The organism is Dysgonomonas sp. HGC4, from assembly GCF_001261715.1.
Classification (GTDB): Bacteria; Bacteroidota; Bacteroidia; order Bacteroidales; family Dysgonomonadaceae; genus Dysgonomonas_A.
Genome location: NZ_CVRU01000050.1, coordinates 23,872 through 36,572 on the forward strand (window position 1 = coordinate 23,872; position 12,701 = coordinate 36,572).

At 36.2% G+C, this 12,701-nt stretch carries 11 protein-coding genes; 4 read left to right on the top strand and 7 right to left on the bottom strand.

The genetic code is table 11. The features are described 5' to 3' along the window. Positions 1 to 143 precede the first annotated feature (143 nt). Both HGC4_RS04535 and HGC4_RS04540 read right to left on the bottom strand, forming a co-directional pair. Positions 144 to 860 carry a LytR/AlgR family response regulator transcription factor gene (locus tag HGC4_RS04535; RefSeq protein WP_050708939.1) on the bottom strand — a complete coding sequence of 239 codons (717 nt, stop codon included), beginning with the start codon at positions 858 to 860 and terminating at the stop codon, positions 144 to 146. Then, the gene (locus tag HGC4_RS04540; RefSeq protein WP_050708940.1) at positions 823 to 1,578 is read right to left on the bottom strand and encodes a histidine kinase; all 756 of its coding nucleotides are present in this window, start codon (positions 1,576 to 1,578) and stop codon (positions 823 to 825) included. Before HGC4_RS04540 ends, HGC4_RS04535 begins: the two co-directional genes overlap by 38 nt. A 423-nt stretch (positions 1,579 to 2,001) precedes the next feature. Here HGC4_RS04540 and HGC4_RS04545 point away from each other — a divergent pair, with 423 nt between their 5' ends. After that, positions 2,002 to 2,571, top strand: a complete 570-nt coding sequence (locus tag HGC4_RS04545) for a YdeI/OmpD-associated family protein (protein WP_050708941.1) — start codon at positions 2,002 to 2,004, stop codon at positions 2,569 to 2,571. A 91-nt stretch (positions 2,572 to 2,662) separates the two neighbouring features. Here HGC4_RS04545 and HGC4_RS04550 read toward each other — a convergent pair whose 3' ends face one another. Both HGC4_RS04550 and HGC4_RS04555 read right to left on the bottom strand, forming a co-directional pair. After that, positions 2,663 to 2,875 carry a heavy-metal-associated domain-containing protein gene (locus tag HGC4_RS04550; RefSeq protein WP_050708942.1) on the bottom strand — a complete coding sequence of 71 codons (213 nt, stop codon included), beginning with the start codon at positions 2,873 to 2,875 and terminating at the stop codon, positions 2,663 to 2,665. A 71-nt stretch (positions 2,876 to 2,946) separates the two neighbouring features. Next, positions 2,947 to 5,172 (bottom strand): heavy metal translocating P-type ATPase, encoded by a 2,226-nt coding sequence (locus HGC4_RS04555; RefSeq protein ID WP_199327677.1) that lies wholly within the window; start codon positions 5,170 to 5,172, stop codon positions 2,947 to 2,949. Positions 5,173 to 5,377: 205 nt separating this feature from the next. Here HGC4_RS04555 and HGC4_RS04560 point away from each other — a divergent pair, with 205 nt between their 5' ends. Both HGC4_RS04560 and HGC4_RS04565 read left to right on the top strand, forming a co-directional pair. Next, complete coding sequence (locus HGC4_RS04560) at positions 5,378 to 6,151, top strand: DUF268 domain-containing protein (RefSeq protein WP_082204071.1); 774 nt, start codon at positions 5,378 to 5,380, stop codon at positions 6,149 to 6,151. 371 nt (positions 6,152 to 6,522) lie between these two features. Continuing rightward, entirely contained in the window at positions 6,523 to 7,008 is a 486-nt protein-coding gene (locus tag HGC4_RS04565; RefSeq protein ID WP_050708944.1) for a lipocalin family protein, read from the top strand. A gap of 89 nt (positions 7,009 to 7,097) precedes the next feature. Here the strand turns inward: HGC4_RS04565 and HGC4_RS04570 are convergent, their stop codons facing one another. Beyond that, on the bottom strand, positions 7,098 to 8,402 hold the full coding sequence (locus HGC4_RS04570; protein ID WP_087880145.1) for a DUF3472 domain-containing protein: 1,305 nt from the start codon (positions 8,400 to 8,402) through the stop codon (positions 7,098 to 7,100). A 197-nt stretch (positions 8,403 to 8,599) separates the two neighbouring features. Here HGC4_RS04570 and HGC4_RS04575 point away from each other — a divergent pair, with 197 nt between their 5' ends. Beyond that, a complete protein-coding gene (locus HGC4_RS04575; RefSeq protein WP_157258132.1) occupies positions 8,600 to 9,481 on the top strand; it encodes a hypothetical protein in 882 nt (293 codons plus the stop codon). 108 nt (positions 9,482 to 9,589) lie between these two features. Here HGC4_RS04575 and HGC4_RS04580 read toward each other — a convergent pair whose 3' ends face one another. Together HGC4_RS04580 and HGC4_RS04585 are read right to left on the bottom strand one after the other, a co-directional pair. Continuing rightward, positions 9,590 to 10,822, bottom strand: a complete 1,233-nt coding sequence (locus tag HGC4_RS04580) for a PepSY-like domain-containing protein (RefSeq protein ID WP_050708946.1) — start codon at positions 10,820 to 10,822, stop codon at positions 9,590 to 9,592. 90 nt (positions 10,823 to 10,912) lie between these two features. Continuing rightward, positions 10,913 to 12,589 carry a PNGase F N-terminal domain-containing protein gene (locus tag HGC4_RS04585; protein ID WP_050708947.1) on the bottom strand — a complete coding sequence of 559 codons (1,677 nt, stop codon included), beginning with the start codon at positions 12,587 to 12,589 and terminating at the stop codon, positions 10,913 to 10,915. Positions 12,590 to 12,701: the final 112 nt, after the last annotated feature.

Sequence of the window (12,701 nt, forward strand, 5' to 3'; positions counted from 1 at the left end):
TCGTTATTTCAATGTAAAACTATACATATAAACAACTGAAATTTAGATATGGCAACAAAAACGTGTAAATATGTAATAAGTGGGGAAAATATTGAAACGAAACTCACTCTTTCACTCTATAAAATGGTTTAAAGTCAACAAATTTATCTATTTGTTTTCTTCATAAAGTCGGCTCTATACGTGTCTGTAATGAAAAAACGAACGGGGCTATCTCCTTGAAAAATGGTAGAGATAATTTCGTCATGCGAAAAATATTGAATCACTTTTAATGCTATAATTTCTTTTTTATTGATACGGCAAAACAAATTTTGAGGCAGTACCTCCAATAATTTATCGAATGAGATGTTTTTCAACGTAAGCGTCTTCTTATCTATCAGATGCACTACTTTGTCTCTGCTGTCTGTTTCGGCTATAGTAATATGGCTTATCTGATCGAAGTAAAGTAGTATTTTGCCTTTCTCGCTATTCAGTTGAACGAAGTTCTTCTTTTCTGCCGCTTTTTCTACTCTTCTGATTGCTTTGTCTATGGCTTGCTTCAATCTATCGCGTTGAATGGGTTTGCGTACATAATCCACAGCATTGAGGTCGAACGCTTCTGCTGCATATTCTTTGTATGCTGTTACAAAAATAATGGCTTTATCTTTCAGAATGTTGGCAATCTGCAAACCATTTATTTCACCCATTTCTATATCGAGAATGCAAGCGTCAAACTCTAGAGAACTGCTTTCTTCCAAAAATAGCTTCGGGTCGTTAAATGCTTTGACTATTTCGACTTCGGGAAACTGTTCGCACAACATTTTCAGGTATGCCAAGCCCGGAAGTTCATCGTCTAGAATTAAGCACCTTAGTTTTGTATTCATCTAAATTAATTTTAAAATGCGCAATAAAAGCATCATCGTCAATAATGCGTTCCAATTCATAACAATCCTTGTAAAGTAAATCGAGGCGTTGTTCGAAAGTTACATTTCCGATTCCGCTTTTTTCCTTTTTTAAACTTGCCTTAGGCGATATTTTATTGGACACCGTTAAGCTGAATATATTGTCTTTAAAACCAAATACAATGGCTATATAAGCATCCTTGCTTTGGAGGTCGGCATGCTTAAAAGCGTTCTCTATTAAGTCGATAGTGATTAATGGTGCTAATACTTTTTGAGAGTATAGCGAAGATGTTTCGTCTATCTTGGTTTTCACCGTCAACTCAAATAAAGGGCTTAGTTTTATTTTATTTATTTCGATGAGGTCTTTTGCAAATTCTATTTCTTCTCTAGGAGTAACATATTTGTTTTTGCTTTCGTAGAGAATATAATCGAGTATGTTTGCGAGCTTATCCAACGCAAAATAGGTCTGATAGGCATGCGATTGTACGGAGTTCAATATATTCTTGAAGAGATGAGGGTTTAAAACCGTTTCTATACTCTCCAAGTGAATGTTATCCCTTCGGTTTGCCAGCATGTGGAAACGTCCTTCAAGCTCTTTTTTTCTCTTCTCGGAACTTCTTAAACGTAAGCCCAGATATGCTATTAGAGCAACTAAGGCTATAATAAGAATCGAGAAAAAGAGGGTAGGGTCTATTGTCATGTATTGTTCTTCGTTTTGGATATGGATTTTTATTCTATCAGTTATTTAAATACAAAGAAAACAAAGAAGTTTCTATTAAGACCAATATTGAGGGGTTTAAAATAGTTTGTCGGGTTATTTTAAGGTCTCCGAGCTATTTCTCTGATTGATGGCGTAGTAAAATAAGATGCTTTACTTAGACTACATATCGTGATAAAAGAGCATTAATAGTGCTTGTATTTAGCTGTTTTGAATACTCGCAATCAATTTTTGTGAGAGCAGCGAACAGCACAGACGGACAATGAAAAGCGGAATTGAACGTTTGATAAAACATAAACTGTTTGACAAGGAAACAAAAAGTAAGAAGAATGAAAAAAGCATTCGTAATAATAAACATTCTTACGAAAGTAAAGGCAGTAAAATAATTAGTTTGAATGAACGATTATGACAACAGAGAATAAAATAAAGTATTTTGAAAATCGAGAAGATTGGAGAGAGTGGCTGACAGACAACTTTGAAGCCAAAGACGAAATTTGGTTTGTATTTCCTTATAAGTCGTCAGCCAAAAAAAGTATTACATACAACGATGCTGTTGAAGAAGCCCTTTGTTTCGAGTGGATTGACAGTACGACAAAATCGCTTGATGAAGAACATAAAATTCAGCGTTTCACACCTAGAAAGCCTAAAAGCACATATTCTCAAGCCAACAAAGAAAGACTTAAATGGTTATTGGAGAATAAAATGATACACCCTAAGTTTGAGGATAAAATACGAAATGTTTTGTCTGTCCCTTTTATTTTTCCAAATGATATAATGGACAGATTGAAAGAAGATAAAATAGGATGGAAAAACTATCAACATTTTTCCGATGCATATAAACGTATCCGAATTGCATACATTGAAGCTGCAAGGAAACGACCCGAAGAATTTGAAAAGCGATTAAATAACTTTATCAATAAAATGAAAGAGAATAAAATAATAACGGGGTTTGGAGGGATTGAAAAATATTATTGATTCCAATAAAATACTACTATTATACAACCTAAAATAAAAAAGCAGTCTAAAAAGTATTTCTCTTTTTAGACTGCTTTTAAAGTGAGTAAAGTTATACCTTTTCTATATCGAAGCCTACTTGTTCTACTGCATCTATAATTTGTTGAGCAGTTGCCCCCGATGAGTTTACTGTCAGTATTTTATCCGAGTTATCGGTGTCAACGTTCCAACTATCTATACCGTTTACTTTTTCTAATAAAGGTTTTACTTTTGCCACGCAATTGTTGCAATTGATGGTTGTTTTAAATTTTAATTCTTGTGACATAATGTTCTATTTTTAATTGTAACTACTTATTGTATTTATATTTACGAAAGCTTTAAAATAGGTCTCAGACCTTATAATGATTTGTATTTAAGTATAATACTATTGCTTACCACGCTTACACTACTCAATGCCATTGCTGCTCCTGCAATCATAGGGTTAAGTAAAAAGCCTGTGAATGGATAAAGCACACCTGCTGCGATAGGAATGGCTATAAGATTGTATATAAATGCCCAGAACAGATTTTCGCGAATAGTACGGTTGGTTTGTTTCGACAATTTGATAGCCTGAGGTATCTTAGTCAGATCATTCGATATGATTGTCATTTTAGCCGTATCTATTGCTATATCGCTACCTTGTCCCATGGCTATACCTACGTTTGCCTGAGCCAGTGCAGCACTGTCGTTTATACCATCGCCTACCATGGCAACAATTTTGCCTTCAGCCTGCATTTGTTTGATAAAGTTGGTCTTGTCGGCAGGTAATAGCCCTGCTTGGTAATGACCGATGTTGGCTTGGCGAGCAATAGATCGGGCTGTTTGCTCGTTGTCTCCCGTAAGCATATATACTTCTATACCTGCTTTTTGAAGCTGATCTATGGCTTCGATAGATGTTTGCTTTATCTTGTCGGCAATGGCTATTGTACTTAAAACCTCGTGCTCGTTGCTGAACAGGATAACGGTATTGGCTTCGTTGAGGCGTTTTTCTATCCACTCTTTGGTCGCAGCATCCAGAGAAACGTTAGCATTGCTTATCAGTTTTAAATTACCGATATAGTATTTACTACCTTCGTGTGTACCCATAATACCTTGTCCAGTGATGCTTTCTATTTGTATATTGTTGATATACTGAGCATCTTTACTGAAATAGGCACTTACTGCATCTGCCAGAGGGTGTTCCGACGATTTTTCGATACTAAACAATACGTTCTTTAATGCTTCCGTAGGTTCTACATTCCACTTTATATCTACTATCTGTGGTTTACCTTCGGTTATAGTACCTGTTTTGTCGAGTATTACTGTATCTACTTTCTGAATAGTTTCGAGACTTTCGGCATCTTTTATCAGAATACCGTTTTCGGCTCCTTTACCTATTCCCACCATAATGGCGGTAGGGGTTGCCAAGCCCAATGCACACGGACAGGCTATAACCAATACGGTAACAAACGAGAGTAGGGCATGTGTAAAGGCATTGTCGCCTCCTGCAACCATCCAAACCACAAAACAAAGTATGGCTATACCGATAACGATGGGTACAAATATCCCCGCAATCTTATCGACCAGTTTTTGCATAGGTGCTTTACTCCCTTGTGCTTCTTGCACCATCTGTATGATTTGAGCAAGCAGGGTGCTTCCGCCAACCTTTTCGGCTCTAAACTGAAAGCTTCCTTTTTGGTTAATCGTTCCTGCAAATACTTTATCGTCTGCTTTCTTTTCGGAGGCAATCGGTTCGCCAGTTATCATACTTTCGTCTACAAACGATGTACCTTGTATCACTTTACCGTCTACGGCTATCTTTTCGCCCGGTTTTACCAAAACAATATCGCCTATTTGTACTTGTGCAATGGGTATTTCCGATTGATTACCGTCAGCACCTATTATAACTACTGTTTTGGGCTGTAAGCCTATCAGTTTTTTGATGGATGATGAGGTGTTACCTTTTGCCTTTTCTTCAAGAAGTTTACCTAACATAACAAAGGCTATAACTACGGCTGCCGCTTCGAAATATACATCGGGATGCAATCCTCGTGCATGCCAAAATTGAGGAAACAGGGTATTAAACACACTGTATATATAGGCTGTTCCTGCACTGAGCGATACCAGGGTATCCATGTTGAACGATCGGTTTTTGGCTTGCTTATATGCTCTTATGAAGAAATCTTTACCAAAGTATAATACTACTGGGGTAGATAATAGCCACATTACCCAGTTGCTATATTCCATGTGCATCAAAGCAGGTGTCATACCTATGATAACAAGTGGTATACAAAGGGCTATGGCTCCTGTTACTTTCTTTTTGAGAGCTTTGTAATTCTCTTCGTGTAGGTTTTCGAGCTTTTCGCTGCTTGCTTCCCCTTCCTCTATCTCAAGGTCGTAACCTGCACCTTGCAAAGCAGCTTTTAGCTTCGAGGTGTTGGTTTTCTTCGGGTCGAATTCTATTTGAGCTGTTTCCGTAGCAAAGTTAACTGAGGCAGATGTTACACCTTCCTGACGTGTGAGTATCTTTTGTGCACTTGTAGCACATGCTCCGCACGACATTTTGAGTACGGGCAGGGTTTTCTTTATTGTATCGGTTTCCATCATCTTTTATATTTTTTTATTACTGTAAAAGCTATTCCTTAACTAAGAAATCAGGAGTAAATAATATCCCTGTAAAGTCTCATCTTAAATAGATTGCGATTTTACTACAACAAAGTAACGCACTATATGGTTGATATGTGTTACATAATTCTGGATATGATTTATACGCAGAGATTATATATCTTTACCGAACATTCTTAATATCATGATAAAAGAAATACAGCTTATATTCGGTTTTTACCCCAGAAGGATACTCAGAAGTCTCAAATCAATACCTTGGTATCGACAAACCAAACGCCAATTTGTTAGTCAGTGGAAAGAAGATAATCAAAGCTTTGGAGCCATATTGAGTTATCCCTGCTTAAGGGATAGAGACGAAGAGGGTGGTGTAGCATCGGGTCATTATTTTCATCAGGATCTGTTGGTTGCTCAGGAAGTATTCAAAGCCAATCCCATAAAGCACGTCGATGTAGGGTCGAGAATCAATGGGCTGATTGCTCATATTGCGAGTTTCAGACCTGTAACTATTGTCGATATAAGATCGGTTACTCCATCAATTGATAATGTAGAGTTTGTACAGGCCGATTGTATGTCGCCCGATTTTCCTTGGATTGATTATTGCGACTCGGTATCTTCGCTTCATGCCATAGAGCATTTCGGATTGGGCAGATATGGTGATCCTATTGATGTGAATGGACATATAAAAGGGTTGAACAACATATCGAGGATGCTGAAATCGGGAGGTACATTGTATTTTTCGGTACCCATTGGACCGCAGCGTATAGAGTTTAATGCGCACCGAATATTCAGTATAAAATATTTATTAGACTACTTTGCTAAGGAGTTTAATTTAGAGTCTTTTTCGTATGTTGATGATAAGGGCGATTTGCATAAATTTATCACCTTAACGGATGATCTAATTAATCGCAACTGCGATTGTAAATATGGTTGTGGTATCTTTATTTTAAGTAAAAAATAACAGTTTTTTAATCCGTTTTCTAAAATATACAGCATCACTTGACGTGTCTTTTTGATACAATAAGTGATGTTTTTGTTTGAAATAGTGTTTCGAATATTGAAAATGTATTTGTTTTTGTTTCGAATTTGGATAAAATGATTGAAAATGCATTTTTTTAGAATATTTTTTTTATTCTCTAAATTACACATAACCAGTACTTAAGGTTTTAATGTAATTTTACTTAACATTTCTTTAATATTGAGTCTGCAACGCACGGTATTTTTTTGAATCTCTTTATAGAAACATCCCGGGATTTTGGCACAGGCGTGTGTCGAAAAGTTTTCATGCAATTGTATAAAATAAGAGTTTTTTGTTTATTAAATCAATCAATCATGAAATTAAAAAAAGTAGTAAATATTTTTCTTTTTGCATTAGTTTTCGGTATCGGTTTTGCGTCATGTAGTAGTGATGACGATGATAATCCAAAGCCAGACATTAATCCTGTTGCAGGAACTTGGAAGTTTACCGAGCTAACTGCTGATGTAGAGGCTGTTGATTCTTTATTAACCGATTCTGTGACCAATTATATTGATAGTATGAAGGTTGCCGTAAAGCGTACCTATGTATTTAAAATGGATGGCACTTATGAAAACAACCCAGGCGATGAGGGTGAAGTAATTAAAGGAAAATACAAAGTAGATGGTGATAAAATCATCTTTGACGATAAAACAGATTCAGCAATAGCGTACACCTTCAAAAGTGATACTCTAAAAGCTTCGGAAGATGTGAAAGCCAAAGTTGCTGAGGCTTTGAAAATAGATCCAGATTCAATAGCTAAGGCTATTAAAGTGGAAATGTTTTCTCGTATTTCCAGGTAATCAAAAAGTAAAAAAAGAAGCTGTCCAGATATAAAAATGGACAGCTCTTCTTTTAGTTTATTCAACCTTGTGGTCTAATAATATATGCCCTATTTGATAGAGGTTATTTTCTTTAAATTTATATCAGGGCGTTTGTTTGTTGCAGGTCTTTTAAAAGGCGTATTGTATTCGGTATTTTGATCGAAGAATCCGCAGTTTTGTAGATAGAACCTCTTGTTTACTTCACCTCCTGCATAATCGAGTCTCATTTTAGCTTTTGCAGTAGCATCGTAGGTAAATGTGGCATTGGTTATTTCTATCCACGTACCTTTATTAGTCACAATCCATTGATTTCCGAATTCCACTTTACGGGTAATATATCCTTGGTTGGGAATGAAGTTTTCAAGAAAAGAATAAGCATTGGTGTACCAGGTGTTGGTATTTGGACGAAGGAAACTGGCAATTAACCGCCATTCACTTTCGTTACTGGCATAAAAATAGGCAGTATATACTGTATTCCCTTTCCCGTCGGGATAGATACGAGTTAAGAATTTGTAGGTAGTAGCCGCTTTCCACATATATTTGAGATAGCTTTGTCCACCTGAGCCCTCGTTTCCGAATTCACCGATGTGCACATCTTTACCTCTTTGCAATGTTTTGATCTGTTGATCGTCGGGTATCTCTTTAGGATCTTGTGTATCAAAAGGACTCCATACTGAGAATAAAACACGACGTTCGGTCTCCGAATTCACCTGTATTCCAAAATAACCTTGTCCGAAACCGTTTGCCATATAGTACGAACCTATTATATCTTCGCCTTGTGGAACGGTAACTTCATTGTAAAAATATTCTACTGATTCTTCTTCTGGAAAAGGATACTTTAAATGTACTGATGGACCTCTGCGTCCGAAGTGGTACGAGAAATCGTGAACATAATTGGGTTCAACTTCAAGAACTGTACCATCAACTACTAAATCGGAAAGATCGGCAAAGAACTCTCCGCTTTTGCTCGTTCCTTGTATATCTATCCTAAAATATCCAATCTTGTCTACCTCTATGTTGTTAGCAACGGGTACAATTGTCCATTCTTTACTCGATAAAATTATGGGATAATTTTTACCCCCCGCTGTTACTTGTATTTTAGTATCGGGTGTAAAAGCTTTAGCTCTTATCGATAGGTTTATTTTACCTTTCTGATTAATTCTGAACCATGATGAAATAACAGTTCCATTGTCTTTCCATTGCGATACTCCTCCGTCGTTTATCTTAGCACCTTCGGTATTATGGGTAATGTAAGCATTGGCTCCCAGTGGAATGTTAATGGGTGCGGAGATGGAGTAGATTGTAGAGAATAAAAATAATGTAGCTGCTAAGCATACATTCTTGAGATAGATCATTCTTTGATTTGTGTTCATTATAGTCTTAGTTTTTAGAATTGAAAACCAAAGATACAGGTTTTATAAATAAAGGAGAATAGAATAAGTATCTTCATTATTGAAGTTGTAAATAGACTCGTATTTTTACTTTTTTTTGTAAATGTTTGAAGAGTTAAAATTATTATTCGTTAATTTGTATCCGTAAATTTTTAGGTACCAATTAATTAAAAGAAGTTATGTTGTTAAAAGTAAAAGGGCTGCTCTCAGTCTTTGCGATGGTGTGTCTATTTTCGTCTTGTGGACTGGGTGATAATGAGAAGTTTTATCTGACCAATCCTACTGATAAATCTATTGATGTTGAAATAGCTGATCAAAAATATACAGTTGAACCAAACGGAATTGTAGAGTTGAATATATCAGAAGGAACTCATACAATGGTATTACCCGATAAGGAGACTGTGAAGTTTAAAGTGTTTACGAATTCTAAAGGAGGAATAATCAATCCTACAAAAAGTCCGCATGTTATTTTCACAATGATATATGTTGTAGATGATAAGGCTGCAAGTAGCTTTATGCCTCCAACAAATAAGGTGCTTATTGATGGCATAGAATATGAGGGTCCTATTCGTATCACCGATGCTATGTTTATTGATAATAATGTCTATAGATGTACATATTCTGTTGGTGAGGCTTTTCCTGAGGTATTAACTACGGGCGATCAGAACTCGAAAGGAAATATGAAAAGTAAGTTTTTTACTAAGAATGAGTTTGTTGATTTTTTCAACAATGCTCTTGGAGATGCAAATTATCATGAAGCCAATAAAATAGCAGGAGGTGAAACTACAATCACCGAGAAACAATCGCTTGTTTTTCCGGTAGCTAATTTTGAGAACAAAGAGCTACAAGAAAATGCTAATAAGTTAATAGCTACGGTAAAAGGATATATGGATGCTGAGACTGGAAGTGAACAAGAAAAATTTCAAAAGCAGTATCACGATAATATGATGGCCTTGGTGAATTCTCATAAAGATTATACTAACGCTGTTGAAAGTCAAAAGTACAACGACTTTGTGGCTCAAATAGGGTCATTTGTCGGATTGGGAATTGTTGAATTATAATCAGTTCACTTTCTTAAATAAGAATCTTTTACAAAAGAGATATTGAATAAAAAAGCAAAAGCTGCTCGATAAAGGGCAGCTTTTGCTTTTTTTGATAGTTAAGAATGGTTAGCTTAGTAAATCGCCATTACTGCTGAATTTGAATATTGCATTTGCAACTTCAACAGAATACTCTCCATTGGTCTCTTTGGTGATTTTTTTTGTCTGTTCAATTATCTGTTTATTAGTTAAAACAGTCTTTATACCTATGGGCAATGTATCGAATACAGATAGAGGCATAGGCTTATTCTCGACTTGTAGAGTTTGCCAACTTCCGTCTATAAAAGCGTCCATCTCAATATAATAGCCAGACACATCTATTTTGCATTTGTATGTACGTGGGCTGCTATATTGATTTCTGCTGAAAGACATGCTTAAAGATGGACTATTAGAAGCAAAATGTGTGTATATAAATTCTTGAATTGCATCTGCTCTAAATGTCTGTGCAGGTTCTGCATCCACAATTACATAGTGAGAATTATCTATTTTGAATTGGTAAGTCTCCATATCTCTTCTAACCTCGGTTATTGAAGTGTTAGGATAGTCTTTTGCCCATTTCTCTATTATATGTTGAGGGAATGTTGCCCATATATCTTCTGAGATAATGAAATGCTCGTTTGAAATTACGTTCCAATCAGCATTTTTATCAAATTCAATTTTAGCGGAAAATTGTGGTGCTATACTTGTTCTAGTGCTAGCCTTTTGTAGTAACGAAACTTTATATACTTCGCCATTGCGTTCGGTAGCATGTATTATATATTCAGCATACATGTTACTATAATACCTTTCTATAAAATCTTTTATCTTTTGAGGTACAGACTCAAGATTTTCGGTAAGATCGCTAGCTACAATTATAGTATTAGAATCTGAATATAGAAACAAGGGAGTATTGTCTGCTAATACAACTTTCCTTCTAAATGAGATATTGTTATAAATTCCTTTAATTTCCAGATTAGCATATTTGGCTTTTAAAGCAGCTATCTCTTCCTGATCTAGAATCTCTATCAGTGATGCAGGTAATTTGTTCTCACTTTTGATTCCTCTCCAATAACCTTCTGTGTTGAATACAATAGTCAGATCATTAGAGAAAGTTACTTTGTATTTGTCAGGGTCAAGACCTTGGGGTTTCATATCTTCTACCTTTACTGTTTGGTAATCTGGTAAATGAGTGTTTATGAATGATCTGGCTACATCGGGTAATTCATTTACGCTGATTGTATTGCTTTCATCGTCCGAAGAACAAGCCGTAAAGCCTAAAATCAGGACTACAACTAAAAGATATAATAGTTTAGATGTTTTCATAGGTTCTAAAAATGTTAATGTTTTCTTAGTAAGGAGTTCTAAAGATAAATAATTCTTTGTGAAGAATTGCTCTGTTGATTCTTTATTGCTTTATTTATCGCCAACCAAAGCACCTGATATGCACCAGTAACTACGGCTTGTACCTTCGGGATCTCCCACGGGAATAGCTATTTTTAATTGGTGGCTACCTGCTTTTATATCTCCTATATGCACAAAGACGGGATAACTCACTATACCAGGACACCATCCCGAACGGCTAAGATCGGAAGATGAAAGTCCGTTCGAAAAGTTACCTGATGCAGGATTCAATTCGCGGTAGCTTCCACAGTCCTCGCGCCAAGGAGTATAGGCTATGATGCGATTGTTGTCAAGGAATATTTCGTTCAGCTTGGGATTGAATTCGTCACCGCCTCCCCAGCCTCCATGCCCCGTTGATATATATCGGATATAAGCATTCTTTAGATCAGTATCCGTTTTAAAGTTTACAGTCAACGAATCGTTGCGGAACATTCCTTCGGGATATGCTTGACCTGCCATTTCCATGATGTTTACAGTGGTAAATAGTGGATATATTTCCTTAGCTTCCTTCTTCTCGTTTGGATAGTATTTGATTTTCAACGATACATTGTGTCCGTTTTCTGCATAGTTTCCTATCCATGCACCCACCCATACTTCGCCTTTCAAAGCTTTAGCATAATCGGTTACCTCTTGTTTAAATACAACCGAATCGGGCCAGTTATAACTAGCTACTTGTATATGATTAAAACCTTTTACACCAAATGAAGTGTAAAAACGCATCAATTCTAATGGAGGCAGGTAATCATTGGTAACTGTCATGCCCTCATATTTGTCGCCATGCTTATCTGTATATTTAGGTAATGCCTCTTTACCTTGCATCAATCCATCTAAGAAAGATTGTTTGCGATCTGTTGGAACTATAAATACTGACCCCGTACGGTCATAGGCATCGCCTTCGGAGTGTTGAGATAGTTCGGTAAAAATTGAATATTCCGAGTTTTCAGTTGGAAGAGTCACTTTTTTCAGAATGATAGAACCATTTGCAAATTGCAATACTTCGGTGCTGTTCAAGTCTGTTGGTTTTTGTATATCTCTGAAATAGATACTTTGGCGGTTGAATACATCAACTGCTATTACTTTGCTTTGCTGTATCTTATAATTGTATGCAGGTGCTGACAGCTGCGATCCGGTAAGAACTGGTTGTAAAGAGGTTGGTTCTTTCAGAAGTTCTACTTTTACGGCTTTCTCTTCGCGTTGTCCGTTGCGTACTATTTTCAAAACTACGCCTTCAGGTATTGCTGTGGTGGGTTGCATCGACCCCATAACTCCTAACTCGGTAGTGTACCATATTTCGAGTCTGTTCGAATTGATGCTTGCAGTCACTTTTTTACAATTATAGCCTGTAATCTTTTCAGTTTCGGGCTGAGGAGTAAGACCATCATTCATAACAAAAGTACGAGTCGTGTAAATGGTTTCTCCACCGTTTAATTGTGCCACCTTTGTTTCTTGATTATTGGTATAGTCCAAATAAATGTTCTGAATGGCATCATCTTTTTCTTGACGGGTCGAACTATAACTTATGCGAGCTATATTGTCGGATATCTCCATCACAGTAGTTGATGTAGAATCGGGTTTATTGTTGAAACTTGTTTGATAGGTTATTCGTACGGTTTTAAAATCTTTCTTGCTTTTGGCTTCTGTTTGAAAAACGAGGCTTAAAAGGAGTAAGATTACAAGGCTTTTTTTCATGGATTCAGATTTATATTATACATGGTTCTTTCTTAAATACAAAAGTAGGAAAAATAGACTTTGATACTAAATATTTATTATCTGTTTCTCATTTGTCCTTTATACTTATTGT

What these genes read in the sequence shown, in the direction of transcription:
- HGC4_RS04550 (WP_050708942.1), bottom strand. Translation starts at nt 2,875, where the DNA reads ATGTCACAAGAATTAAAATTTAAAACAACCATCAATTGCAACAATTGC.
- HGC4_RS04560 (WP_082204071.1), top strand. Translation starts at nt 5,378, where the DNA reads ATGATAAAAGAAATACAGCTTATATTCGGTTTTTACCCCAGAAGGATA.
- HGC4_RS04565 (WP_050708944.1), top strand. Translation starts at nt 6,523, where the DNA reads ATGAAATTAAAAAAAGTAGTAAATATTTTTCTTTTTGCATTAGTTTTC.
- HGC4_RS04570 (WP_087880145.1), bottom strand. Translation starts at nt 8,402, where the DNA reads ATGAACACAAATCAAAGAATGATCTATCTCAAGAATGTATGCTTAGCA.
- HGC4_RS04580 (WP_050708946.1), bottom strand. Translation starts at nt 10,822, where the DNA reads ATGAAAACATCTAAACTATTATATCTTTTAGTTGTAGTCCTGATTTTA.
- HGC4_RS04545 (WP_050708941.1), top strand. Translation starts at nt 2,002, where the DNA reads ATGACAACAGAGAATAAAATAAAGTATTTTGAAAATCGAGAAGATTGG.
- HGC4_RS04535 (WP_050708939.1), bottom strand. Translation starts at nt 860, where the DNA reads ATGAATACAAAACTAAGGTGCTTAATTCTAGACGATGAACTTCCGGGC.
- HGC4_RS04540 (WP_050708940.1), bottom strand. Translation starts at nt 1,578, where the DNA reads ATGACAATAGACCCTACCCTCTTTTTCTCGATTCTTATTATAGCCTTA.
- HGC4_RS04585 (WP_050708947.1), bottom strand. Translation starts at nt 12,589, where the DNA reads ATGAAAAAAAGCCTTGTAATCTTACTCCTTTTAAGCCTCGTTTTTCAA.
- HGC4_RS04575 (WP_157258132.1), top strand. Translation starts at nt 8,600, where the DNA reads ATGTTGTTAAAAGTAAAAGGGCTGCTCTCAGTCTTTGCGATGGTGTGT.
- HGC4_RS04555 (WP_199327677.1), bottom strand. Translation starts at nt 5,172, where the DNA reads ATGGAAACCGATACAATAAAGAAAACCCTGCCCGTACTCAAAATGTCG.